At 29.5% G+C, this 25,782-nt stretch carries 19 protein-coding genes and 1 tRNA gene; 6 read left to right on the top strand and 14 right to left on the bottom strand.

Features of this window, described 5'->3' with window-relative positions; all coding sequences use genetic code 11:
• Nucleotides 1–537: 537 nt before the first annotated feature.
• From ftsH to ECH_RS04435, 3 genes are all read right to left on the bottom strand, one after another.
• The gene (ftsH, locus tag ECH_RS04445; RefSeq protein ID WP_006010304.1) at nucleotides 538–2,370 is read right to left on the bottom strand and encodes an ATP-dependent zinc metalloprotease FtsH; all 1,833 of its coding nucleotides are present in this window, start codon (nucleotides 2,368–2,370) and stop codon (nucleotides 538–540) included.
• The gene (gene tilS / locus ECH_RS04440; protein ID WP_011452999.1) at nucleotides 2,367–3,671 is read right to left on the bottom strand and encodes a tRNA lysidine(34) synthetase TilS; all 1,305 of its coding nucleotides are present in this window, start codon (nucleotides 3,669–3,671) and stop codon (nucleotides 2,367–2,369) included. The genes ftsH and tilS overlap by 4 nt, the downstream gene beginning before the upstream one ends.
• Before the next feature lie 23 nt (nucleotides 3,672–3,694).
• Nucleotides 3,695–3,785: transfer RNA gene (locus tag ECH_RS04435), tRNA-Ser, on the bottom strand.
• A 1,033-nt stretch (nucleotides 3,786–4,818) separates the two neighbouring features.
• Between ECH_RS04435 and ECH_RS04430 the strand changes: the two genes are divergently transcribed.
• On the top strand, nucleotides 4,819–6,279 hold the full coding sequence (locus ECH_RS04430) for a TrkH family potassium uptake protein (RefSeq protein WP_011452996.1): 1,461 nt from the start codon (nucleotides 4,819–4,821) through the stop codon (nucleotides 6,277–6,279).
• A gap of 893 nt (nucleotides 6,280–7,172) precedes the next feature.
• Entirely contained in the window at nucleotides 7,173–8,420 is a 1,248-nt protein-coding gene (gene ftsA / locus ECH_RS04425) for a cell division protein FtsA (protein WP_006010295.1), read from the top strand.
• On the opposite strand, the gene ECH_RS04420 is transcribed toward ftsA, so the two are convergent.
• From ECH_RS04420 to ECH_RS04405, 4 genes are all read right to left on the bottom strand, one after another.
• A complete protein-coding gene (locus ECH_RS04420) occupies nucleotides 8,412–8,897 on the bottom strand; it encodes a hypothetical protein (protein ID WP_006010297.1) in 486 nt (161 codons plus the stop codon). The genes ftsA and ECH_RS04420 overlap by 9 nt on opposite strands.
• Complete coding sequence (locus tag ECH_RS04415; RefSeq protein WP_011452993.1) at nucleotides 8,894–9,400, bottom strand: ATP synthase subunit B; 507 nt, start codon at nucleotides 9,398–9,400, stop codon at nucleotides 8,894–8,896. Before ECH_RS04415 ends, ECH_RS04420 begins: the two co-directional genes overlap by 4 nt.
• An 8-nt stretch (nucleotides 9,401–9,408) precedes the next feature.
• Nucleotides 9,409–9,630, bottom strand: coding sequence for a F0F1 ATP synthase subunit C (locus ECH_RS04410; protein WP_006011614.1), 222 nt, complete (start codon nucleotides 9,628–9,630; stop codon nucleotides 9,409–9,411).
• 69 nt (nucleotides 9,631–9,699) lie between these two features.
• Nucleotides 9,700–10,431, bottom strand: coding sequence for a F0F1 ATP synthase subunit A (locus tag ECH_RS04405; RefSeq protein ID WP_006011616.1), 732 nt, complete (start codon nucleotides 10,429–10,431; stop codon nucleotides 9,700–9,702).
• A 477-nt stretch (nucleotides 10,432–10,908) separates the two neighbouring features.
• On the opposite strand from ECH_RS04405, the gene ECH_RS04400 reads away from it, so the two are divergent.
• Nucleotides 10,909–12,168 (top strand): iron-containing alcohol dehydrogenase, encoded by a 1,260-nt coding sequence (locus ECH_RS04400; protein WP_006011618.1) that lies wholly within the window; start codon nucleotides 10,909–10,911, stop codon nucleotides 12,166–12,168.
• Between the two features lie 70 nt (nucleotides 12,169–12,238).
• Here ECH_RS04400 and ECH_RS04395 read toward each other — a convergent pair whose 3' ends face one another.
• Complete coding sequence (locus ECH_RS04395; protein WP_226988402.1) at nucleotides 12,239–14,008, bottom strand: pentapeptide repeat-containing protein; 1,770 nt, start codon at nucleotides 14,006–14,008, stop codon at nucleotides 12,239–12,241.
• A 517-nt stretch (nucleotides 14,009–14,525) separates the two neighbouring features.
• Here ECH_RS04395 and ECH_RS04390 point away from each other — a divergent pair.
• On the top strand, nucleotides 14,526–15,158 hold the full coding sequence (locus ECH_RS04390) for an SURF1 family protein (protein WP_011452989.1): 633 nt from the start codon (nucleotides 14,526–14,528) through the stop codon (nucleotides 15,156–15,158).
• Between the two features lie 1,250 nt (nucleotides 15,159–16,408).
• Here ECH_RS04390 and ECH_RS04385 read toward each other — a convergent pair.
• Nucleotides 16,409–17,707, bottom strand: a complete 1,299-nt coding sequence (locus ECH_RS04385; protein ID WP_006011484.1) for a cbb3-type cytochrome c oxidase subunit I — start codon at nucleotides 17,705–17,707, stop codon at nucleotides 16,409–16,411.
• 297 nt (nucleotides 17,708–18,004) lie between these two features.
• Between ECH_RS04385 and pgsA the strand changes: the two genes are divergently transcribed.
• Complete coding sequence (pgsA, locus tag ECH_RS04380; RefSeq protein ID WP_006011482.1) at nucleotides 18,005–18,556, top strand: CDP-diacylglycerol--glycerol-3-phosphate 3-phosphatidyltransferase; 552 nt, start codon at nucleotides 18,005–18,007, stop codon at nucleotides 18,554–18,556.
• Between the two features lie 608 nt (nucleotides 18,557–19,164).
• Here pgsA and purH read toward each other — a convergent pair.
• The 5 genes from purH to rseP are packed head-to-tail and all read right to left on the bottom strand — an operon-like array spanning nucleotide 19,165 to nucleotide 25,220.
• Entirely contained in the window at nucleotides 19,165–20,679 is a 1,515-nt protein-coding gene (purH, locus tag ECH_RS04375) for a bifunctional phosphoribosylaminoimidazolecarboxamide formyltransferase/IMP cyclohydrolase (RefSeq protein WP_011452983.1), read from the bottom strand.
• Between the two features lie 35 nt (nucleotides 20,680–20,714).
• Entirely contained in the window at nucleotides 20,715–21,146 is a 432-nt protein-coding gene (fabZ, locus tag ECH_RS04370) for a 3-hydroxyacyl-ACP dehydratase FabZ (protein WP_006010498.1), read from the bottom strand.
• 20 nt (nucleotides 21,147–21,166) lie between these two features.
• Nucleotides 21,167–21,715: an OmpH family outer membrane protein gene (locus tag ECH_RS04365; RefSeq protein WP_011452982.1), complete on the bottom strand. Its 549-nt coding sequence runs from the start codon at nucleotides 21,713–21,715 to the stop codon at nucleotides 21,167–21,169.
• 15 nt (nucleotides 21,716–21,730) lie between these two features.
• The gene (gene bamA, locus ECH_RS04360) at nucleotides 21,731–24,052 is read right to left on the bottom strand and encodes an outer membrane protein assembly factor BamA (protein ID WP_006010496.1); all 2,322 of its coding nucleotides are present in this window, start codon (nucleotides 24,050–24,052) and stop codon (nucleotides 21,731–21,733) included.
• 4 nt (nucleotides 24,053–24,056) lie between these two features.
• Complete coding sequence (gene rseP / locus ECH_RS04355; protein WP_006010495.1) at nucleotides 24,057–25,220, bottom strand: RIP metalloprotease RseP; 1,164 nt, start codon at nucleotides 25,218–25,220, stop codon at nucleotides 24,057–24,059.
• A 164-nt stretch (nucleotides 25,221–25,384) separates the two neighbouring features.
• Here rseP and ECH_RS04350 point away from each other — a divergent pair, with 164 nt between their 5' ends.
• A complete protein-coding gene (locus ECH_RS04350; protein WP_230577167.1) occupies nucleotides 25,385–25,600 on the top strand; it encodes a succinate dehydrogenase assembly factor 2 in 216 nt (71 codons plus the stop codon).
• Nucleotides 25,601–25,782: the final 182 nt, after the last annotated feature.

Here is a 25,782-nt window from a genome sequence, read left to right as displayed (position 1 = left end):
TTATTGGAATTGTGTTCTAGATTTATGTTGGTGTATGTTTGAAGTTTTTTACAAGAGACATCAATTTAAAGTTCTGTGATATTGTAAGTATAGGGTGTTTTTGAAATGTAGTTGAAAGTTTTTTGTTATGTTAGGCTTAAATAAAAAAAGTTGTAAGTAGTATATATACAGCGATGATGTGTTAAAATTTGTGTATTTTAAAGTTTATTTATCTGATAGTTTTTTAAATCATATGAGTTTTGGTATGCAAATTTGTATTTTGATGATGTATAAATTTGATGTAGTGTACCTATAAATTTATTTGTTAGCGTTTTATAATAATAATATGTATTATATAGCTTTGGCATATAGGATAAATTGCTTGTTCTTTTTAGGTAGTTTTTGAAGTCTGAAAAAGATTTATCAGTATTTGATAAGTGGTATTTATATCTTTTCCAGTTGAGACTTTTGGTATTTTAGTAGATGCTAACCTATCAGCAACACGGTGGCTTTAAGCTTTATCCAATGATAAACAGATGTCTTACAATAAGGGGTAGATTACTGTTTTGAAGCGAATGATCTTTTTAAAACCTGAGATTCCTCAATATCATCTTTGGTCAGTTCTTTACCATTTATTATATTTTTGATATCTTCTCCAGTTAGAGTCTCAAATTCCAATAAATTTTTAGCAACTATATGTAATGATTCTAAATGCTCATTTAATAGGCTTTTTGCTCTTTCAAGTGCAGATGTTACTATAAGCTTGACCTCTTCATCTATCAAATTTGCTAAGTTATTAGAAATAGTGTCATTTTTATCGTCATTGTGATATAACGGACCTACTTTGTCGCTCATTCCCCACTTCATAACCATGGCTTTTGCAAGGTCTGTTGCTTGTTTTATGTCTGATGATGCTCCACTTGTTACTTTGTGGTATCCGAAAATCAATTCCTCAGCAGCTCTTCCACCCATTGCTACTGTCAAATCTGCAATCATTTTTTCCCTTGTATGAGAGACACGATCTGATTCTGGTAGTCTCATTACCAACCCTAAACTTCTTCCTCTTGGAATGATTGTTGCCTTATGTATAGGATCGGATGCTTCTGTGAAAAATGCGATAATAGCATGTCCTGCTTCATGATAAGCTGTTAGCCTTCTTTCTTCTTCTGTCATCATTAGTGATTTTCTTTCAGCTCCCATCATAACTTTGTCTCTTGCATACTCAAAATCACTCATTGTGACAATTTTTTTGTTGAGTCTTGCTGCTATTAGTGCTGCTTCATTTACTAGATTTGCCAAATCTGCTCCAGAGAATCCTGGAGTACCACGTGCAATGGTTCTAATATTGACATCTGGTGCTGTAGGTACTTTTTTGATATGTACATTAATTATTTTTTCTCGCCCGTTAATATCAGGTATGCTAATAGTAACTTGTCTATCAAATCTTCCTGGTCTAAGAAGTGCTGAATCTAATACATCTGGACGGTTAGTTGCAGCGATGATGATTACTCCCTCATTAGATTCAAATCCATCCATTTCAACAAGTAATTGGTTTAATGTTTGTTCGCGTTCATCATTTCCTCCACCTAAGCCAATTCCTCTGTGTCTTCCTACAGCATCTATCTCATCAATGAATATGATACATGGGGCATTTTTTTTCCCTTGTTCAAACATGTCGCGCACACGGCTTGCACCCACACCTACAAACATTTCTACAAAATCTGACCCAGATATACTAAAAAACGGAACATTTGCTTCACCTGCAATTGCTCGTGCTAATAAAGTTTTTCCTGTACCTGGTGAACCTATTAATAAGCATCCTTTTGGTATTTTACCTCCTAATTTTTGAAACCTTTGTCTGTGTTTCAAGAAATCTACTATTTCGATTAATTCTTCTTTAGCTTCATCAATACCTGCTACATCGTTAAAAGTTACTTTATTACGATTTTCGGTCATTAATTTCGCTCGTGATTTGCTAAAGTTTATAGTGCGGTTACCTCCTATTTGCATACGTTTGAGGAATATAAACCATATTATAACAAGTAATAACATAGGGAACCAGGATACCAATATGTTACTTAATACCCCAAAGAATGTATCTTCAGGTAAAAAAGTAAAAGTCACTTGCTGATTATGTAATGTTTTTATTAAACTGTCGTATACTATGGCAGTTGTTTGAAATTTAGAACCATCTTTCAATTTTCCAGTAATATTATGTTCGCCTATATTAATGCTTTCGACTTCATTATTATCAATCTTGTTTAAAAACTCTGAGAATGGCAATTTGATGGTATTACCGTTAATGATTTTATCATTAAATTGAACATATGCTGCAGCAACCAGAACAACTACTATAATCCAAATTGCTAACCCTTCAATTATTTTTCTCATAGCAGAGGCTCCTTGCTGATAAATTCACTGTAAGTTAAATTGATAAAATTTTGTTTGACCAACACCTCTTTTATTATAATAGATGACTTTACTTGATCAATATAGTTATTATTACTATTATTTTGTAGGGGGTAAGCAACAATTTTATTTTTATGTTTTAGTATAGGTAAACAACGTACTGCTTCTCTGTGTAACTTTTTTAGCTCTTCTGGAATATAATTATTATTTAAACTAGAAACAGTAACATTGTCAGCATTAGAATTGACAATACTTATTTTGAATCTATTGTCCCATTCTATTACTATATTTGTAGCAGAGTTAATAGTGAGTTCTTGTATTGCTGATACCTCTCTAGTAATGGAGATAATGTTATTATGATTTGTTGTGATTTTACAACCACATAAAGTTTGAGCTATCTTGTGTTTATTATTTTTTATTTTAGAAAATATATTACTAAGTTTGCTATACCTTGGCTTATATTTTTGTTGACCAATAGACATGATAGAGTATGTTAAAAGCCTTATTGATATTTCTTCTGGTAGTGTTAAAAATATATCTAGTTTTATATTAATATGTCCTAGGTTGGTAAACTCTAAACATTGGTCAGTAGCTAACCTTACATAATGTAAGATGCAATTTAGAGATCTTTTTATATGTTCTGATGCTGTGTAAAGTCTATTAATTAATACTTCAGGATTATCTGTTATTTCTAACATATTGCGGTATAGGGTTCTTTTGTACTTTTTATTGTTATTACTAGTATCATTTATCCAAGTAATATTGTTTTTGTTTGCATATTGTAATAATTCTGTCCTGCTAGCACTTAGGAGTGGCCTAAGTATACATATACCATTTAAGTATGTGTATTCTTGCATTCCAGCTAATCCGTCTAACCCACTTCCTCTTTCTAACCTAATCATAATAGTCTCTGCTTGATCATTTTTCTGATGTGCTACCATTAAATATTTTATTCTATTTTCATTACACCATTGTAGTAATAACTTGTATCGTATTCGTCTAGCAGAAGATTGTATATTACTTTCTGGTAATTTACCATGCCAATTTAGTATGTGGCATTTTAAGTTTAAATTCTGTGAATGTTGAAATACAAACAATGCTTCTTGTGCTGCTTCAGGTCTCAAGCCATGGTTTACTGTTAATACTATAGGGGTGTTCTTATTACAGTATCGTGCTGATAAATGTAATAGTGTCATGCTATCTATTCCACCAGAAACTGCAATTGCAAAATTATCATTCAAGTTTTGAATTTTTTTTTGAAATAACAGCCCTAAATTTATCATTAATCCCCAATAATAAAAACACATGGCGGAAAGAGAGGGATTCGAACCCTCGATACAGGATTACTGCATACACACTTTCCAGGCGTGCGCTTTAGACCACTCAGCCACCTTTCCAAGGTCACATTATTATAGTTATGAGTTTTTGTACAGTCTAGTAGTAAAAATGTTATTAATTTTGAAATGTATGATGGATTTAGTGGAGAATCTGTATTTGTTTGAGAAGTATCTGTTTATTGTATATCATGTATGTAGAGTATGTATTAGAGAATTGTAATGCTCATTTTGTATTAGCAGTATTTCTTAATATTAACACTGTTAGTTAGAATTTTTAAAAACAATATTCTATGTTAGATTTTTGATAGATTGCTTGTGGTTGACTGAGAATATAATGCATATGAATTTGAGCTTGTTGATATAGTGAAAAGATTACCGATGTTATTGTTGTTAGTAGTGCAATATAGTATATAGGTTTATTGTATTGAAAACTGTTTAGGTGTAAATGTTATTAATTACGTTTGATATATAGTGCTGAAAGAGGTGTGTACATATTTAGATATAATTGGATCAAGTGCTTAAGTTTAAGATTTCTCATTGCAGATTTCTGTGTTCAAATGTCATTAATTACATTATTAATGGCCTTGTACACAAAGATGTGTTTGGGCAGGTATAGTGTTCGAATACTATATGCATTTAAGATTAGATTCTTCCGTACAAATTATTGGTTCCAAATGTCATAAATTACATTGTTAATAGCCTTGTACACAAAGATGTGTTTGGGCATATAGTGTTAGATAATATTATTGCATGTTAAGGTTAGATTCTTCCGTACAAATTATTGATACCAAATGTCATAAGTTACTTTGTTAGTAACCTTGTACACAAAGATGTGTTTGGGCAGGATTATAGTGTTCGAATACTATATGCATTTAAGATTAGATTCTTCCGTACAAATTATTGATACCGAATGTCATAAGTTACTTTGTTAGTAACCTTGTACACAAAAATGTGTTTGGGCAGGATTATAGTGTTCGAATATTATATGCATTTAAGATTAGATTCTTCTGCACAAATTATTGATACCAAATGTCATTAATTATGTGTTAATGGTTCTATATTACAAGTGTACATTCATCAAAAAATGTATGTCATGTATAAGAGCTTACGTAGTATAATTTTTATTATAGGAGTGTTTTGTTTAATTTTTTCTCTACTTATGTTTATTCCAGTAGCAGTGGATTATTGTACTGGATATATCTGGCAAAACTTTTTTTGTGCATGTCTTTTTACTTTGTTTTTTAGTTTGATATGTATTTCTATTGGAAGATTATCTAATTTAAAAAAGACAGAAGTTTTTATTGTAACAACTGTTGTATGGATTGTGCTTTCTGTAATAGCAGCAGTACCATTTGTTTTTGAAGATAAGATTGCTTATATAGATGCTTTTTTTGAATCTGTATCTGGTTTAACTACTACTGGTGCAACAATATTAACTAATTTGCAAAATCAGTCTCCAGGTATTTTAATTTGGAGGTCTTTGCTAAATGCAATAGGAGGATTAGGTATTATTGTAAGTGGTATTTTTCTATTGCCTTGCTTGAAAGTTGTGAGTTTGCATGAGTTATATCGCTCTGAATCTTCTGATCAATCTAGAAAATTTAAATATGGCATTGTTAGATCATCAATGTATATTTTTGCTATATATTGTTTATTAATCATTTTGTGTTCAATGCTATATTGGATTGCTGGGATGTCATGGTTTGATGCTATATGTCATGCGATGTCAACTGTATCTACTGGTGGTTTTTCTAATTATGATGATTCTCTACAACATTTTAACAATGTGTATATTGAGGTGATAGCAATAATATTTATGTTATTAAGTTCTTGTCCATTGATACTCTATGTAAAGGTTATTACAAAGCAATGCTTTTATGATGAACAAGTAATATTTTTTGGCATAATTCTTTTTCTTTTTATAATAATATCTGCAATAAATTGCTATTTTGATGAAATAACGGCAGGTTATTCTTTGCCTAACGTGTTAAGATATTCTGCATTTTCAGTTGTTTCCTTAAGTACTTCTACGGGTTTTATCAATTATGACTATAGTAATTGGCATTTTTTTTCTGTTTTTGGTGTTTTTATAATGCTAATAGGTGGGTGTAGTGGTTCTACTAATAGTGGTATTAAGGTTTATCGAATTATGTTGTTATTGAAAGCTTTCAATGCTTATATTAGTGATCTTCTGCATCATTCTAGGACAAGTACTATTAGATATAATAGGAGATATGTTAGTAAAAATTTTATAGGAGACATAGGGCTATTCTTTTTTTTATATGTTTTTGTATTGTTTATAGGATGCATACTTATATCTAGTAGTGGAGTTAACTTTATTACTGCTTTTAGTACAGTAGCTGCTGCTTTTAGTAATACAGGACCTGGGATGGGAGATATAGTAGGTCCAAGTGCTAATTATTATCATATGTTGCCTTTAGTGAAAGTGTTTTTGTCTTGTTTGATGTTAATGGGAAGGTTGGAAATTATACCATTTTTTGCCTGTGCATATCTAATAGTGAATGGCCTGTTTGATAGTAAGTCTAAGTGTTAGTATTATATATGTTACCTTTAGTAAAAGTGTTTTTGTCTTGTTTGATGTTGATGAGAAAGTTGGAATTATACAATTTTTTGTCTGTGCATATCTAATAGTGAATGGCCTGTTTAATAGTAAGTCTAAGTGTTAGTATTATTATATGTTGCCTTTAGTAAAAGTGTTTTTGTCTTGTTTGATGTTGATGAGAAAGTTGGAATTATACAATTTTTTGCCTGTGCATATCTAATAGTGAATGGCCTGTTTGATAGTAAGTCTAAGTGTTAGTATTATATATGTTACCTTTAGTAAAAGTGTTTTTGTCTTGTTTGATGTTGATGAGAAAGTTGGAATTATACAATTTTTTGCCTGTGCGTATCTAATAGTGAATGGCCTGTTTGATAGTGAGTCTAAGTGTTAGTTATTATTATATGTTACCTTTAGTAAAATTATTTTTGTCTTGTTTGATGTTGATGAGAAAGTTGGAATTATACAATTTTTTGCCTGTGCGTATCTAATAGTGAATGGCCTGTTTGATGGTGAACCTAACAGTGTAAGTTATTATTATTGTTACCTTAAGTAAAGATATTCTAATCTTTTTTGGTGTTATAAAAGTATTTAGTAACATTTTATTTGTGTATATTTATGGTGAATGGCTTATAAGGGGGGAGTTAGCATAGCTCTATTGTAAGGTGTGTAATATATTTGCTAGTTTTTGTATTAGTAAAGTATTATGTTGATTAAAATGTTTAGTCAATTTGCACATAGAAGGTATGTTTGTTGAAAATATTAAACCTAGGTTTACTTGTGTATTTAAATTTGAAAAAAACTTGATATTCTTTTGTAAGGATATAACATTGAGTACTTAGAGTTAGTAATACTATAAATTTTTAATCATTTATCGTATATGTTGTATGTTATATTCTGCTACTATTACAGATCCAGGAAGTGGTACCTTTGCTGTTGTAGATCTTGGCTCTACAAAAATAGTTTGTTTTATAGTTAGAATTTCTCATAACAATGATTTTGAGATTGTTGGGATAGGATATAAAGCTGCAGAAGGGATCAGTGGTGGAGCTATTATTGATATAGAATCTGCAAAGTGTTCAATATTATCTTGTATAGAATCAGCGAAAGAAATGGCACAGGAACCAGTAATAAGCCAGGTTTTTGTTAATGTATCTGGGTGTGATATTAGTTCTATGAGTGTTGTTAATGAAATTGATGCAATGATGCATGAAGTTTCAGATGTTGATATCAGAAATATTATGCTGCAAACTTATGATAAGTGTCGAGATGAACAAGTTGTACTTCATAATATACCAGTAGTATACCGCCTTGATGATTTGAATAATATTACAGAGTTAAAAGGATTATATGGAAGTAAGTTAAAAGCTAGTATGCATGTGGTGACTGCTTCAAAGTCTGCATTGTTGAATATAGAAAACTGTATTACTAATTGTAGTGATTTAAATGTAGTTGGATGTGTAGCAGAGCCTTATACTTCAGGATTGTCGTGTCTTGCTGATGATGAGAAAGAACTTGGATCTATGGTTGTGGATATAGGGGGTAGATATACGTCTATTGGTATTTTTAGTAAGGGAAAATTAATGTATACAGATAGTATACCTTTAGGTGGTATTCATATTACTAATGATATTGCATATGGATTATGTATTAGTGTTAAAGATGCTGAACGTATAAAGGTATTATACGGTGATGCTATGTTAGTGTCTCCAGATAAAAATGGTATAATAGAAGCTGATGTTGGTGAAGATGAGGTTATTTCAGTTGTACGTTCTGATTTGGGGAAAATAATTAGACTAAGAGTAGAAGAAATCTTTGATATAGTAAAAAGTAGGGTAGTTAAGCAAAAACACTTGATTAATAAGATAATAATTACAGGTGGTTCTAGTCAGTTAACTAATGTTAAAGAAGTCGCAAGCAACGTCTTTAAAAGGCAAGTAAGAATAGGTTTGCCTGTAGAATTAAAAGGTATTACTGATGATTATAAATACAACCCATCTTTTTCTGCAGCTATAGGTACAGTTTTATTGGTTGTCAATAGAGTATATGGTAAAAAGAAGACCATGACTAAAAAAGGTAGCATACTACAAAAAATTTTAAAACTCGTGTCAGTAAAAGTTGAAAATTCAGTGTAATTTTTTTCTAAGGTCGCGATCTATTGTAGAAATAACACCACCATTATCCTGTTTTTGATGCTCATTGTATTCTTTGATTAACTCTTGAACGGCACTGGCTGCAATATCGACGGTATTTAGCTTTAGTGATTGAACCATTGCTGATGCTTGATCAGATATTCTTTGTACAGCTGCATCAAGATGTTTTTCTATAATATTCTCAATATCTTTTTTGTTGGATGCAATAATAAGTTTGTATTCTTCATTTGCTGTCTTTAGAACTTCGGCTATGGTTTTTTCAATTTCATAATTTTGAATTAATGCACTATCCAATAAATCTTTAGATTGTTTTTGGATATCATAAGGTAACATAACCTCCCTTCTCACCTTGTTTGACATTGAAGATAAAAGCTGATTGATTTTCCTATATAATGGCCAAAAAGCTGACAAGGCTCCGATGCAAAATGCAATGTTGGTAATAAAATATGTGGATATCATATTTTCTCCTTGTATAATCTAGTAGTTATATCGCGTAACTTATCTTTATCAACATATTCAGCAGTACCTAGCATTTTATTGTAGTACATTGAAGCTATTTCGCACGTAAGATCTATTAACTCTTGTTCTGTTTGGCGCTTTAAGTTATGCATATATTCATCTGCTATACTAAACATCCCTTGTATTTCTTCATTTAATAAAACTATTAAATCTGCATTAGTGCGTTTTACTTCTTGAAGAGCAGAACTGATAATCCTATCTGCTTCAGCTTTTGCTTCTTCTAGGTTAGATAACTGCTTTTTTAACTCATCTTGTGCGAGAATTAAATTGTTTTCAACACAATCTACAGAGTCTATCGTAACAGTATACCTTTTTTTTAAAACATTTTCAAGTTTTGGTATAATATTCTTGCTGATCAAAAAATATAAAATACCAAAAGATAGAAAGAACCAAAATAACTGAGAAGGATAAGATGTTATGTCTAATTGTGGTATTGTATCCATGATCTATGCTAAGCTACAAAAATTAATAATAGCGCTAAAAGAAAAGAGAATAGACCCATAGCTTCAACTAGAGCAGCACCGGTATAAACGTATTTTTTTAATTTATCTTCTGTTTCAGGATTACGTGCTAAACCGTTAAGCATGGTAGAAAATATATTTGCTACTCCTAGAGCAGAAGCAACCATACCAAAAACACTTAACCCTACAGCAATAAACTTCAAAGATTCCATATACTCCTACCTTTATAAAAAGTTAAACGTATTATAAGTACATCAACATGTGAAGTCAATTGATAAAATTTAGTGCTCGTTGATCGCATCTGATAAGTATACGCAAGTTAGCACTGTAAATATGTATGCTTGTAATATTGCAACAAATATTTCAAACCCAATTAAAATGATAATGAAAGCCATAGGCAAAGGGGTGAGAAATATGTTCATTTTTATTACGAATCCTGCTATTACTTTGATTATGGTATGTCCTGCTATCATATTAGCAGCAAGACGTATTGATAAGCTTACAGGACGTGCACAATATGCAAACAACTCAATAAATACCATCATTGGAGCTAGCCAACCTGGGGTACCTTTTGGTAATAGTATACGTAGAAAATGTATTCCCTGATGCTTAAACCCTATTGCTGTAACGCTGATAAATACAACCATGGATATTGCGAATGTTACGGCAATGTGACTAGTAACGGTAAATCCTAGTGGTAGGACACCTAATAGGTTACATGTTGCAATGAATGTGAATATTGTGAAAACCAAGGGGATATATTGTAATCCTTTTCTTCCTACATTACTTTCTATTGTTGAAACGATAAAATTGTAGATTGCTTCAATGATTAGTTGCATACTATTTGGAAGGATATTTTCTTTCCTTAATCCAATATAGCAGAAAAGGGAGATTATAAGTGTAGATAACACCATAAACAGTGATGCATTGGTGAAATCTATATTGTACCCACCAATACTAGGCAACTTAAATATAGTCGAAATTTTAAACTGATCTAAGGGGTTTGCTGACATTTATGCTCCATACAAACACGATATTATTAAAGAATATTATACTTAATCATATCAATTGCAGACAGTTAGTCAATTGGAGTTATGTGACTATAAAAAATTATATGATTTCTTTTTTAAGTTTTAGGATAGGTGTGTATAGTATTTTATGATATAAAAGAAATTATAGATGTTGTAGTTAGCTATTATAAGTTATTCCTTGTTTTAAAATTATATGTTGTTGTGGTAACAACTTAATATTTTGTAGGAATTAGATAGTTTTGTAGCTAGTATTATAACCTGTCGTTGTTGAAGATTATATATTAAGATTATAACAATATATACCAATTCCTGTTATATAAGAAATGATCGCTTGTTTATGTAGATTGGTTGTATGAAAGCAATATAAGTTATGATGTACTGTTTTAATAAATAGAATGTTTTTTTGTATTATGAGCTTATTAGATATATAATAATTAACACATTGGTTGTTTCTTTATTATGTATGATAAATTTTTAAAGCAGATTCTAGTTGATGAAAGTTTTTGTAAGTTGGAGTCAGTAGTTAATGCAATAAAGAGTATACGTATTAGTAAGAGAATCAGTGACAATATATGCGATATAATTAAACAGTATGGTAATAGTGGTTTCATAGTTACAGATGTTAATCTTGCTCCTCTGTTGAACAAGGTTGTATTTAATAGTGTTGCACATTTTATTATTCCTCGTTGGTCTTGTGCTTCTCAAAAATTAGTGGAACTAATTAAAGAGAAATCTCGGGATTCAGATGTTTTAGTATCTTTTGGTAGTGGTACAATCAATGATATTTGTAAATATGTAAGTTACATTACAAATAAGCGCTATATCTCATTTCCAACAGCTCCTTCTATGAATGGATATGTTTCATCTAATGCATCTATAGTATTAAACAATGGACATAAAAAATCATTACAAGCTCATTTACCTGAAGCTATATATATAGATGTTGATATTATTGTAAATGCTCCCCAAAGATTAATAATAAGTGGTTTTGCTGATTTTATTTGTAGATCTACAGTACAGGCAGATTGGTTATTATCACATTTGTTGTTAGGTAGTGAATATACTGAATTGCCGTTTTTAATTAGCAAAAGAAGTGAAAATGCATTAATCAACGATTATCTAGGGTTAATAAAACATGATGAGTATAGTATTATGCTTTTAATGCAAGCTTTGCTCTTATCAGGATTGGGTATGTTTATTGTAGGCGGAAGTCAATCTGCTAGTCAGGGTGAACATATGATTGCTAGTACCATAGAACTTTTACAAGATGATATGCATTTCTTTCATGGTGAATTAATAGGTGTAAGTATGTCAACTATGACATGTTTACAACATAGGATTTTGAAATCAGTACCAAGGTTTTATCCTACATTGATAAATGATGAAGATATAAAACAGTGTTTTCATATGCAGTATACTCAAGAGTATTGTGATATACTTGCTCAAAAGTTTATTAATCAACAAAAGGCGGATTATTTGAATAGCTTGATTAAGGATAAGTGGTCTTTTATTGTTGAAAAAATTACAGAGAAAACATTATCTGATATATTATTAAAAGACATGCTGGTTAACATAGGTTGTCCCAATAAACCAGAGCATATTGGATGGAATATTAGTCAATATAGTAAAGCAATAGAATTTGCGTTTATTACTAGATCAAGATTTACGTTTCTTGATATTGCGCATCATGGTAGATTTGCGATAGTTGAAGATATGTAACTGAATCATATGTTATTACAATCTATAAAATTATTTGATGTTGTTTTAGTGTATAAGTTTAAATCTTTATTTATTTCTGAGTATTGTCAGTTTTTACGTGACGCAAATTTGTTTTGTATGTGTTGATATCATTTAATTTACTGTTCGATAAGTTCGCGTTTTCTAAATTTGCATTAGAAAAATCTACATTTTTAAGTTGTGAGTTTTCAAATTGAGAAGATTGTAGATTTGTGTTAGTAAAATTTACGTTTTCTAATTGTGATCCTGAAAAGTTTGCATTCTTTAATATAGAGTTTGAAAAATTTGCATTGTTTAAGTTTATTTTTCTAAAATCAAAATTAGAAAAATTGACATCAAATACTTTATTGTTTGTGATAGCGTCTTGTAAAGCTGTAATAGATGTAATTGCCTGTTTAGAAAATTCTGTTGGTACAAAATTCTTATTGTTGATAATGATTGTATTTTTAATGTCACAATTATTAATTATGAAATTGGTGAGAGTATTTTTGTAAATGCTAGATCCGACTATGTTTGAATCTTCTACTTTTGCGGATTCTAAGTGATTTGTAAAAAAGCTCACTTTATGTATTTTATCATTATTGAATATTGCAGATTCAAAATTGCAGAAAATTATGTTGCTATCTTCTATTGTTGAATTAGACCATAATGTATTTGTTGCATTTACTTTATCATATGTACCATGTTTAATAATGTTGTTATCTATAACTGCAGAGGTTAATTTGCTTGAATAGATACTAGAGTTATTCCATTTAGAATCTTTTATTAATGTCATCGTAAGGTCAGAATTTGAAATAACTGTATTATTAATAGTTGCGTTATTTAAAATAGCATGCTTCATATTCGTTCTTGTAATATTAGTAGAGTCAAGAAGTATTTCTTGCATATCTGATTCTTCTATGCTGACATTGCTTAAATCTGCGTTGCTCAAATCTGCGTTAGATAACACAGCATGATTTAAATTTACTCCAATTAGAGTTGCATCACTCATACGAACTTTATGTAAATTTGTATTATTAAGATTTGTATAATGAGCATCTACAAGATGCATGTTTGTATTGCTTAAATTAGCATTGTGAAAATTAGCAAAAGAAATATTTGATACTTCCATGTTGCTATTACTTAGGTTACTTCCTGTTATATCTGATGAATCTAGATTTACTGCGTATAGGATAGTATTTGTGAGATTTGAAAATTGAATTTTTGAATTATTTAAATTTGCTCCAAAAAAGTTTGAATCTAGTAAATTACAATTTTGGATTACTATATTTTCACCTTCAATGTCATGAAAATTTGCTTTTTCTATATTAGAGTTGAATATTGAAACTAGTTTTAATTCTGTTTCAGAAAAGTTTGCAAGGGATCCATTGACTTCTGTTAGAATAGAAAAGCGCATGTCTGAGTAACTAAAGTTTGTATTGTTGATTTTTGATTGTGTAATTGTAGTTTTTTGTAAATCTGCAGATGTGAAATTGGCAAAATTTAAGTTTGAATTTTTTATGTTGGATTTACTTAAGTTTGCATTAATGAAGGATGCTCCTTGCATATTGGAATCTATAAAAGTGGAATTGGATAAGTTAGCTCTAGTAAAATTTGCATGTAGTAGGTTAACGTTATCAAATACTGATCCTCGAAGGTCTAGATCACTAAAATCTGCTCCAGATAAATTATTGCCGAATTCCTTCTTGAAATCTAAAGGTATTCCTTTAGCATGACATTTTACTATGAAGCTTACAAAATCTTCTTTAGTATAAGAAGTGCGTTTTACAGTAAAAAAATTATCTTGATCTGTCGTATGGGCAAAACATATATTAGTGTTCAAAAGTAATGTATATATTATTAAAACTGTAAAAGTGTGTTTTATACAATGCTTCATAGTATACTTGTATAGGTTGACAATGTAGTTTAGCTTATTATAAGTAATAAATCTCATAAAATTGTTAATGTTAGTTTTGCTATTGTATATTTTTTTAGATATTAAAGTAGATTATTTTTTTTCTTGTATAGTATGAACATATAAAAGGAGGTTATATAAACTGATGTAATGTTTGTATGCTATTTTTGGCATATTACTATATATTTATAATATTTGTTATTCGATGTAACGAAATATAGGAAAAGTTTAATGGTATGAGTTTCTATAATTTTTCTACCGTGCAGATTTGTGAGAAAGTATAGTTTGATTGTTTTTAGCACTGTTGTAATTTGTAATATAATGTTTGTCATTCAATGTAGTAGAATAAAATTTTTCTGATAATTTCATAGAATGAAAATTTGTATTTTTGTTATAGTATGAACGTTATAGTCTAATATGTTAGCGTATTTACAGAATAAATGATATGTGGTTAAAACTAATTATTGTTTTTGTCATCCCCTTTTCTATAATGATTTCTCTTGGTACATGGCAAATATTTAGACTAAAAGAAAAAACCAATATTATCCATGCTATGCAGGTACCATCTACTAAATTATCAGTTCATGATTTAGTAAAACAAAATTATAAAAATATAGAAGTAAATGGTACATTTGATAATGATTATAGATTTTTTGTTTTTGCAGGAACATTAGGTTATTATGTATTGCAACCTTTTCATTTAAATGATGGTAGATATATATTAGTCAACAAGGGTACAGTGTTAGATAAGACAAGTAAGCTTGAAATTAACAATACTACTCAACAGAATATTCAAGGAATTTTATATTGTGATAGTAACAAAAAGGTTGGATGGTTTGTAAAAAATGACGTTAATGCTAACGTGTGGTTCTGGTTTGATATAGAAAATATGATGAAACACATTAATATACCTTTAGAGAGTTGTATAATATGGGCTGGTAATGCAGTAGTGTTTGATGGTATAACAGCTAATGTTCCATTGAAAGTTAGAAATGATCATCTTGAATATGTGATTACTTGGTACTTATCAGCGTTGATATGGTTAGTAGGGTATATATACTTATGTCGTTATAAATAAGATGTTAAACTTAATGTAGCAAAAGATAATACAGTTCTGTTATGGATTTATCAGCAAAATATACTGTATTCCTATAGTTTGTTGTATATTTAATTATAAAAGGTAATTTTGAATATGTTATTACTTTGTACTTATCAGTGTTGGTATGGTTAGTAAGGTATATACTTATGTCGTTATAAGTAAAATGTTAAACTTAATGTAGCATAAAGATAATACGATTTTGTTATAGATGTCAGCAAAATATACTGCATTCCTATAGTTTGTTGTATGTTTAATTGTAAAAGGTAATTTATGTAGTAGTAGTGTTGATTTTATAGTAGTAAAAACGCTGTAGCTCTTAACTTAATGTTCCAATGTTGAACTCAAGGTTTGTTACTATGCTCTGATGTATGTTTAATGGGTTACTATAGGTAATATTTTTACTATTGGTATTTATAAGTTTCTTTTTGTAAATTTGTAATGCTACTGTGATTCTAAATAAGTATTTTTCAATGAGTTGTTTACATGTGGTTTTTTATAGGTATAGGGCTATATAAGATAATTAAACTGATAAAAGTATCAATTATTTGGATTAATAGAAGTGTTGTATTTCTAGAAAATTACTGTCGTGTCTTATATAAAGTTTTTGATGTGTGAATGTACAATTATAATGGTGATTTTTTAAATGCTATATAAAATAATTAACCTGATAAAAGTATCAATTATTTGGGTTAATAGAGGTGTTATATTTCTGGAAAATTGCTGTTGAGTTTTGTATAAAATTTTTGATGTGTGAATGTCAATTATAATGGTAGTTTTTTTAAGGCTATATAAAATAATTAACCTGATAAAAGTATCAATTATTTGGGTTAATAGAAGTGTTGTATTTCTAGAAAATTGCTGTTGGGTCTTGTATAAAATTTTTGATGTGTGAATGTACAATTATAATGGTAATTTTTTAAATGCTATATAAAATAATTAACCTGATAAAAGTATCAATTATTTGGGTTAATAGAAGTGTTGTATTTCTAGAAAATTGCTGTTGGGTCTTGTATAAAATTTTTGATGTGTGAATGTACAGTTATAATGGTAATTTTTTTAAGGCTGTGTAAAATAATTAAACTAATAAAAGTATCAATTATTGGGTTAGTAGAAGTGTTGTATTTCTAGAAAATTGCTGTTGTGTCTTAATAAAATTTTTGATATGTGAATGTATAGTTGTAGTGGTAATTTTTTATACGGCAATAAAGTTTTTATTCGCTAGTTTTAAGTTAAGCTTCTTTTTTTCGGATTTGTAGTAGTACTATTATTACAAATAAACATCCACCAATAATTGCCATAAGTCCACCGATTGTAAAACAGTGTTTTGCAATTTTTGATGCTGTATCAGGTAAATATGTTACTTTTCTTAATGCTCCATATCCACCTAACCATTCTAATCCGGTTATATGTAGAAATTGTCCTAAACTGTATATGTAAATTTGAAGATTAGTATAAAAGCTATTTGTATTGCCAAGGTTTAATTTTGGTAGGAGCCAGTAAATGAATCCCATGAATGCGATAGTCATTCCAACAATAGATCCATGATAATGTGCAGGTATTGTTACATTACCATGAATACTTAATATTCCTAGTATACCACCATAGCTAAATAGTAAAGTTGTACATAATAGACTATGATAGCTATGTTTTAGCAATATTTTGAGATTGAATAGTGTAAGTATGAATAAGAATACGGGTATTACTCCTCCAAGAATACGCATATGCCATGTGAAGAAATCTATGGTAAATTGAGAATCGGCTGGATGATATATGTATATGATAGGTGCTACGATAACTGATAATGTGTTTATTATAAATATGACGTGGATTACGTTTTTATTAAGTAGTTTAGTGTTTTTTCCTAATATAATTAAGTATACTATTAGTAATGCCTGACAAAAAGCTAGTTGCAGTATATGTCCTCCTCCCCAAAATATATTTTCATAAAAAGATGTTATGTGGAAATAGTTGTTTGTGTGTATTGTGTAATAAGCCATAGTGAAACATAGAACAGCGCATATGAGTATTATTGGAATGCCGTGTATTCCCAATGAAATGCCTTGAAGAATATTTAGGTGATGACATTTAGTTGATAATATTGAGTAAAAAAGTATGCTTGCAGTAAATATAAATAGTCCTAGTAAAAAACATAAGTTATTTATTACAGGAACGTAATTATTTTTTATTGGTTCTGCATTAGGAAAAAAAATAGATAGCACCATTAAAAATGTACCAATAAATGCGGAGTAGCATAGATATTTGAAACATTTTGAATACTTGTTAGTGGAAATTATTAAGCTTGATATTATAGAAATGATTGAGGATGCCCATACTAGTACTGATAAGTTAACATGTATTACTAGCGATATATCAAACACTTTATCTACATCTGTGATAAAAGATTTTGATATAGGCAATCTGAGCAAAATTACAAATATGGATAAAAGTCCAGATATTGCTAAAGCAGATACAGCTAATAATAACCACTTACGACATAGTTGTATGTTATAGTTATTTATATAAGACATAATTATGCATGGTCTTTTTAAAAGCTAAATTATAAATCTACTGTTAAAATACACAAGAGCATTTAATTAATCTTTTCATAGCTTTACTAAGGATGTAATATTAAAAATTAGTAGATAGTTTTCATAATTGGTGCTTTATATAAATTGTATATATGCAATTAATATTTTAAAGGTAGAAGTGATGTTTGTTAGAGTTGTTTCCATATACATAATTTGAATAACACATAACTTTAATATAAATATTGAAGTTATTGAGATTATCATTATTATAGGGTGGAATATAAGATATTATGCATTATGGTTGATTATTTTAGAAGAACTTTGCCTAATTTGTTAACTATATTTAGAGTATTTGCAATTCCTGCTATTGTATGTAGCTTTTATATTGGGGATAGTAACTCGAATTATATTGCGTTTGTTATTTTTATTTTTGCATGTATTACAGATTTTTTTGATGGTTATTTAGCGCGTATATGGCAAGCACAGTCTAAATTTGGTAAATTGTTTGATCCGATTGCTGATAAACTTATTGTAGTTGCAACCGTTATTATGTTAGTTTATATACGTAAAATTACGGGATTAACTATTATCCCTGTAGTTGTAATAATCTGTAGAGAAATTTTAATTTCTGGTTTGAGAGAATTTTTGATTTCTATAAGCGTTGAACTTCCTGTAATTAAGTTGGGAAAGGTAAAAACATTTATACAAATGGCTGCTATTGCTATGTTAATGTTAAATGATAGTGTGATATTGTACATTGGTGAAACGATACTATATTTAGCAGCTGTCTTGACTATGTATTCTGCATACGTTTATATTTGTATTGCTCTCAAGTATATATATCCGTAAAGAGAGTTGTTTGTTTTTTCTGTTCAGCTCTATCGAAGTGGCAGATACTTTGTGATATGCAATATTAAATATTATTCAATAGTTGCTTGTATTGCGTTTTTTATGTTATTGGTGCTTTTAATAGTACATTTGATTAGAGTATTTTTGAGAAAGGAAAGCGTTATTGGTCATCTAATAACTGGAATTCTTGCTTTATCATTACTATCTATCTAATATAGGATAAAAATGTTAATGCTACTAGTGGGAATAGTTATATATCGTCTACTGCAAATTTATGACATGATAGCTGGTATGCTGTTTATACAGTTATTGCATTGATATTAATTCAAAAGTTATTAAATGTTTGGATATCTAATATTAATGGAATAGCAGTTTTACATTAATGTTACTTGCAAATTAATTATTACCTATCATAAATTTGTAATGCTATAACTGTATATTGTTTATATAGTTATGTTAGCCTAAGAATCAATATAAAAGCTATTATTAGTTGATGTGACAATTCTAATGTTAAGTATAGCATTTTGTTTGTTTACTTGATTGTCACCTATAGTCATTGTGCTTATTTTAGGTTGTTATATTGATGTTGAGTAGTAATAAGTTATCTGTTAGTGATAAAAGTTTCTAATGTTGGTGAAAAACATAGCAATCTTTTTATTGTTTGCTTCTTCTATGACTTCTTGATCTCTTAGTGATCCTCCAGGTTGAATTATTGCACTTATATTTACAGATGCACTTAGTAATATACTGTCTGTAAAGGGAAAAAATGCGTCGGACGCTAAAACTGCTCCTGCGCAATCTTGGGCTTTTTTTATTGCAATTTCAAGACTATCAACACGGCTCATTTGACCAGCCCCAACTCCAATTGCACGGTGATCTTTTGCAATAACAATTGCATTGGATTTTACATGTTTACATATTTTCCAAGCAAATAATAGATTAGAAATAGTATCATCTGATACTGGGAAATTTGTAACTTGTATTAAGTCTTTCTCTGATAATTGGTTTGTATTACTTTCTTGTAGTAGAAATCCGTTACTGACATTTTTAATTATATATTTTGGTGGATTATACTCTGTGGACAGCATAATACGCACATTTTTCTTCTTTTGTATAATTTCCATTGCTTTGTCTGTAATAGATGGACCAACTATTACTTCGATGAAAATTTTATTGATTTCCTCTGCTATATCTTCGTTGATTTCTCTATTTAATGCAACAATACCACCAAAACTGCTTTTTGGATCACAAGCAAAAGCTTTGTTGTATGCAGTTGTAATGTCATCAGCAGTTGCTGCACCACAAGGATTACTATGTTTTATAATCACTGCTGCTGGTTGCGTAAATTCTGTCACTATGTTTATAGCAGATTCTATATCTACTATATTGTTGTAGCTTAATTCTTTTCCATGTAATTGTTTGAGAGGGTATTTATCCCCTAAAGTACTGTAAAACGCACCTTTTTGATGTGGATTTTCCCCGCATCTGAGATCCTGTACCTTATTTCCATGTATGACAAGCGTTTCAGGTAGTATATCTTTACTATCTTTATTTAACCAATTATATATGCTACTATCATAAGATGAAGTTATAGCAAATGCTTTTTTTGCTAATTGTTTTCTATATGTTAAGTTTGTAGAATTTTGATTATTAATCATTTCTGCCTTTAATGTATCATAGTCATTGATATCTGATATTACTGTTACATTGTGGAAGTTTTTTGCTCCAGCTCTTAATAAAGTAACTCCCCCTATATCTATTTGTTCTATTATCTCATTTTCGGTTGAAGTTTTATTATTTGCAACTTGAGAGAAGGGATATAAATTCACAATCACTAAATCTATATCATGTATGTCTAGCTTTAGACATTCTGCAGCATGAGTGTTGCGATTACTTAATATTCCACCATGAATTTTTGGATGTAAAGTTTTTACTCTCCCATCCATTATTTCTGGGAACTTTGTGTAACTAGATACTTCTGTTACTTGTAATCCTGCATCTAATAAAGCTTTATAAGTACTACTTGTTGCAATAATTTCTACCTTTTGTTCAATTAAAAATTTTGCAAGTTCTATAATGTTTGTTTTATTATATACAGATATAATTGCTCTTTTTATTTTCATATTTTTCTAAAAATTGATGTATAAATTTAAAAAAATCATGCTTCATTTTGTTTAGTCATTGCTAGAATTTGTGCTTCTGCAACTAATGTACCCTCTACATGTGCATGACACTCAAACTTGCATGTATTTTTTCTTTTATGTACAACGTTTACTGTAAGAATTAATGTGTCTCCTGGAATAACAGGCTTGCGAAATTTTGCTAGCTCTATTGACATGAGATATACGGAGTAATTCTGCATGCTACTCATTGTACATATTATACATGCTTGTGCCATAGCTTCTACAATAAGTACGCCAGGCATAATTGGATTACCAGGGAAATGACCAATAAAAAAAGGTTCATTAAAAGTAACATTTTTTATTGCTGTTACAGATTCATTAGGTGTGCATGCAGTTACTCTATCAATTAACAAAAATGGATACGAATGTGGTATCATTTTTATGATTTCTTGAATATTGAACTGCATACAAATCTCTAATTAATATCTCACTTCTTTATTTCTATATTTGGTAATTCTTTGTTTAACATTTCTAATACTTCGTTAGAAAAATCTATATTATCAGCAGCGTAAAATACTTGATTTTTCTTCATTAAGAATAAAACTAAGCTAATGCTTCTTTCCTTTGCTATTTTAGCTGAGATGTTTTTAATCTTATTGTAAACCATCTCCATAGCGTTCATATACATATTTTCTAATTCTGATCCTTTTACAGAAATATCTTGTTGTAGATTTGATACCTTTATTTTAAAATCTGCAACTTTCTTTTCAAAAGCTTCAGAACTTAAGATAGCTTTTTGCTTACTTAAATCTTCTTCGATTTTATGCAACTCTTCTTCTCTTGCTGAAAAATCTTTCTGTAGTTCTTCTCTTTTGTTGTCTAATTGTGTTCTAATGCTTTTTACTGCGAGTGCTTCAGATATAATTAGATCACGATCAATGAAGGCTACAGGGATGTTCTGATCATTTTTTGCCGAAGCTTGGCAACTTAAACCGAATAGTAATATAAAAATAGCTAAAAATAACCTTAATTGCATAAATACCTCTTTTTTCTATTGCATTGAAAATCTTATCATGTCTGTAACATCATAGTCTTTTTTTAGTATAGGGAAGCCAAAATCTAATCTCATTGGTCCAAATGGAGAACGCCATGAAATACCAAAGCCTACAGAAACTCTTAGTGATTTGTCTTCATAATATTCTTTATTTATATAGTCAAGGCCAAATAAAGTTGCTGCATCGACAAAGAGAGAGCCTTTTATTCCCAAATCGTCTGGTAAACCGATAGGAAAATCAACTTGATTAATCATATTAAAGTAAAACTTTCCACCTAATGCATCTAATGTCTTTTTATCTCTTGGTCCTATACCTGATACATGGAATCCTCTGATTTCATTGCTTCCTATTATGAAACGTTGATTGATTTTTACTTGCTCATCACTTTTATATGAGAATACATATCCCATAGAAGTTTTAATGTTTAAAAGGATATCGCTACTAACTTTAGGAAGAATCTCTCTGCTATAATTTACAGAACCTTCGGTTTTAATGTAATGTAGTGTTCCACCTAATCCGGAAAAGCTTTGATGTAGCTTAACAAGATATCCATCCTTAATTTTAGATAAATTATCAAACTTGCGGAATTGAAGAGAATAACCAACGGATGAATCAATATTCTTACCAGCTTGTTCCTTAATTAATTCAGATGCAGTATCTTTAACATTAAATATGTTTACATGTTTGTAAGCATAGTGCAATGCAAGATTGAGGTCATCAGTTATATCATGTGATGTATGTAACATGAAACCAGCGTTGCTGCTGCTGAATGCAGCATCTGTATTACCTGTAATAGCGGCTGGGTTAATGAGATTTGGAAAATCTTTGCCTTTTGGTTTGTTCTGATGTGAATAGAATAAACCAAACCCTACTGCTGAATCAGTCTCTGAGAAATTTGGCACTACAAAATCAATGCTGCTAGATAAGGAAGAAGTAGATTTTTCTGCTTGTAAAGACAATATTTTTCCAGTTCCAAATAAGTTTCTCTCTTGTATGTTTATTTTACCTACAAGTCCGGTGACACTAGAAAATCCTGCTGATACAGAAAATGTACCAGTACCTCTTTCTTTAACTTGAAAATTTAAATCAACTAAGCTGTCATTTATTTTATGATTCTCTACATTTACAGACTCAAAAAAACCTAATCCTAATATGTTTTTATAAGATCTATTAATGACGCTGGCATTATATATGTCGCCTTCAGAAATAGTCAACTTTCGTCTGATTACTTGATCTAAAGTAGTCTTGTTGTTAGTGATACTTATATTATTAATGTAAACTTTATTGCCTGTATATATTATGTAATCTATATCGACCACATCATCCTTGACACGGTATTCATGCTTTATATCTGAAAAGAAGTTTCCATTGTTACTTAAATATTGGGTAATTTTTTCGATAGAATTATTAATGGATTCTCGGTTAAATGTATCACCACTTTTTGATAATATAAGATTCTGAATTTCTTCTTTTAGTTGTTGGTGATTACTAACTTGTTTATCTATGATGATGTTACTATTACCAAACTTATACCTTATCCCTTCTTCAACAGCGAAAATAAGATTAATATTATGATCTTCTCTAATTTCTGGTACTACAGATTTAATCTTAAAGTCTATAAAACCTTTAGATGTGTAAAAGTTATATAATCCTGCTTGATCAAGCATTAATCTTTCAGAAGCAAATTTTGTATTACTACTGAATATTTTATAAGGATAGTATTCACTTGATTGTATAGCTTTTTTTAACATTGCATCTGAAAAGAACTGATTTCCAGTAAATTTAATAATTTTTATTCTTGATGTTGGTCCTTCATTTATTTTTATAATGATATCTATTTTATTATTCTCAAGTTCTTTTACTTCATAGGTAACTTTTGCGCTTAACTTACCTTTGCTTTGGTATAGTGATAAAAGATTTGATATATCTTGCTGTAATTTTGATTTTGTAAAAACTGCTAACTTTTTTAATTTTAAGATATCATTTACGAGATCTTTTTTACTGAATTCTTTGTTTCCATAGAAAACTATATTATTGATGACAGGATTTTCTGTTACATTGATTACTAAGTAATTATCCTGATTAACATATACTTCTATATGTGAAAATAGTTGTGTTGAATGTAAGTTTTTAATGATTTGATCTATAGTCTCTTGTGTTACATTATCTTGTAAGTTAATTTTTGAGTAAAAATATATAGTTTTGTAATCTAACCTATGGTTGCCATTGATTTGAACTTGCTTAATTTTAGTATTTAAAGCCTCTGCATGTGCAAGAGAAGAAGTAAATAATATTAAAATAATAATAATGTATCTCATAAAACTACTTAAACATACTTTTTATATCGTTAAACGTGACAAAAATCATTAAAGATAGCAGAAGCATTAACCCAATTGTAGATATATACCGCTGATATTTAGGATTGAGTTGTTTGCGTCGTAATATAGCTTGGACAAAATATTGGAAAATATGTCCACCATCTAGCATAGGAATTGGTAATAAATTCATTACACCTAGGTTAATGGAAATCATTGCCATGCACAATAGTACTTCGTTGTGTTTTACTGATTCTCCAGAATATTGAGCAATGCGTATAGGACCACCTAACTCAGAAATACTGCGTTTCCCTACCAACATTTGTCCCAATACTTGAAAAATTGACTTTGACAGTAAATAAGTGTAATTAATGGACTGAACAAAAGCACTAGTGATGCTTAATCTCTGAAATTCATAATTGCTGAGTACATTACTCATTGTAACTCCTAAAAATGGACTTTTCTTTATGCTTCCAAAAAGTCCTTTTTCTTCCTTAATGCTTGGTTTAACTTTCACAACATGAATGTGCCCGTCACGTGCATATTCTATAGTTAGCTCTTGATTATCTTTTGCATATTTTTCTATATACTGTTTAATTTCTTCAAACCATTTAACCTGGTAGTCGTTGATTTTTAGAATTGTATCCCCTGAAGCTAATCCTGCATGTTGTGCTGCACTATCTTGTACTACGCCTCCAATGACAGAGTTGTGCTTCATCATTCCTTTAGTAGTGAAGAACATCATGAGTACTACTATAGCAAACACTAAATTTGCGAATGGTCCAGCAAATACAATAAGAAATTTTTGGTATAGAGGTTTTTCACAAAATGCAAGTAACTTATCTTCTTCTGACAAACGGTTAGGATTTGCTTCAACACTTGCTGGGTCTTCATCCCCTAACATCTTTACATACCCACCTATTGGTATCACGCTGAACTTCCACCTTGTGCCAGACTTATCGTTAATTCCAAATAACTCTGGGCCAAATCCTATAGAAAAAACTTCAACCTTCACATTGCATAATTTTGCAACAATATAATGACCGTATTCATGTACGAAAACTATAATAGACATTATAATGAGAAACGACAGCAAATAAAATGAACCATTATTGAGTACATGATATAAGTTATCAATAATACTTGCCATAAGTAGAACACTAGATGTCATTAAAACTAAATTGGATAATATAGTATATTTATATGGTTGACAACATAATATGTAATAATTTTAATTAGACAATTTGAAATCTGTTGAACATAAATGTTATGGATGAATTACTAGTAAAACGTAAGAGATTATTATATAGGAGTTTGCATAGAGGGTGCAAAGAAATGGATATAATACTTGGTAATTTTGCATTGCATTGCATTCATCTATTGTCTTCTAAGGACGTTGATGAATATGAGAAAATTGTCAATACTAGTGATTATCAACTTTATAAGTATATTACAGGAGAGGAATTAATTCCACAGTACTTAGATAATAACATTATGAAAGATATTATCAGGATTAATGAGTCATTAATAAAATCAAAATTTGCAGACTGAACATAAGGTATAATATGTCTAGGTATATTAGAAGTGTGTATTGTTTGACATCACTTAATGTTAATTTGAACATATTTGTTAATTATTGAATTTATTATATAAATAACTTAGAATGTAAAGCTAGCTATGATTTGTAACAATAAGTAGATTTATTTCTTAAATTATGTGATTTAGAATAGTAA

Origin of the sequence: Ehrlichia chaffeensis str. Arkansas (assembly GCF_000013145.1) — a bacterium.
GTDB lineage: Bacteria > Pseudomonadota > Alphaproteobacteria > Rickettsiales > Anaplasmataceae > Ehrlichia > Ehrlichia chaffeensis.
Note: the sequence above shows the minus strand (reverse complement) of the source record. Positions and strands in the feature narration are given on the sequence as shown.

Excerpts from the sequence above, each read along its gene's own strand:
- ECH_RS04385 (WP_006011484.1), bottom strand. The coding sequence starts at position 17,707 with ATGTCTTATATAAATAACTATAACATACAACTATGTCGTAAGTGGTTA.
- ECH_RS04410 (WP_006011614.1), bottom strand. The coding sequence starts at position 9,630 with ATGGAATCTTTGAAGTTTATTGCTGTAGGGTTAAGTGTTTTTGGTATG.
- ECH_RS04350 (WP_230577167.1), top strand. The coding sequence starts at position 25,385 with ATGGATATAATACTTGGTAATTTTGCATTGCATTGCATTCATCTATTG.
- purH (WP_011452983.1), bottom strand. The coding sequence starts at position 20,679 with ATGAAAATAAAAAGAGCAATTATATCTGTATATAATAAAACAAACATT.
- ECH_RS04415 (WP_011452993.1), bottom strand. The coding sequence starts at position 9,400 with ATGGATACAATACCACAATTAGACATAACATCTTATCCTTCTCAGTTA.
- bamA (WP_006010496.1), bottom strand. The coding sequence starts at position 24,052 with ATGAGATACATTATTATTATTTTAATATTATTTACTTCTTCTCTTGCA.
- ECH_RS04365 (WP_011452982.1), bottom strand. The coding sequence starts at position 21,715 with ATGCAATTAAGGTTATTTTTAGCTATTTTTATATTACTATTCGGTTTA.
- ECH_RS04430 (WP_011452996.1), top strand. The coding sequence starts at position 4,819 with ATGTATAAGAGCTTACGTAGTATAATTTTTATTATAGGAGTGTTTTGT.
- tilS (WP_011452999.1), bottom strand. The coding sequence starts at position 3,671 with ATGATAAATTTAGGGCTGTTATTTCAAAAAAAAATTCAAAACTTGAAT.
- pgsA (WP_006011482.1), top strand. The coding sequence starts at position 18,005 with ATGGTTGATTATTTTAGAAGAACTTTGCCTAATTTGTTAACTATATTT.
- ftsH (WP_006010304.1), bottom strand. The coding sequence starts at position 2,370 with ATGAGAAAAATAATTGAAGGGTTAGCAATTTGGATTATAGTAGTTGTT.
- ftsA (WP_006010295.1), top strand. The coding sequence starts at position 7,173 with ATGTTATATTCTGCTACTATTACAGATCCAGGAAGTGGTACCTTTGCT.
- ECH_RS04420 (WP_006010297.1), bottom strand. The coding sequence starts at position 8,897 with ATGATATCCACATATTTTATTACCAACATTGCATTTTGCATCGGAGCC.
- rseP (WP_006010495.1), bottom strand. The coding sequence starts at position 25,220 with ATGACATCTAGTGTTCTACTTATGGCAAGTATTATTGATAACTTATAT.
- ECH_RS04390 (WP_011452989.1), top strand. The coding sequence starts at position 14,526 with ATGTGGTTAAAACTAATTATTGTTTTTGTCATCCCCTTTTCTATAATG.
- fabZ (WP_006010498.1), bottom strand. The coding sequence starts at position 21,146 with ATGCAGTTCAATATTCAAGAAATCATAAAAATGATACCACATTCGTAT.
- ECH_RS04405 (WP_006011616.1), bottom strand. The coding sequence starts at position 10,431 with ATGTCAGCAAACCCCTTAGATCAGTTTAAAATTTCGACTATATTTAAG.
- ECH_RS04400 (WP_006011618.1), top strand. The coding sequence starts at position 10,909 with ATGTATGATAAATTTTTAAAGCAGATTCTAGTTGATGAAAGTTTTTGT.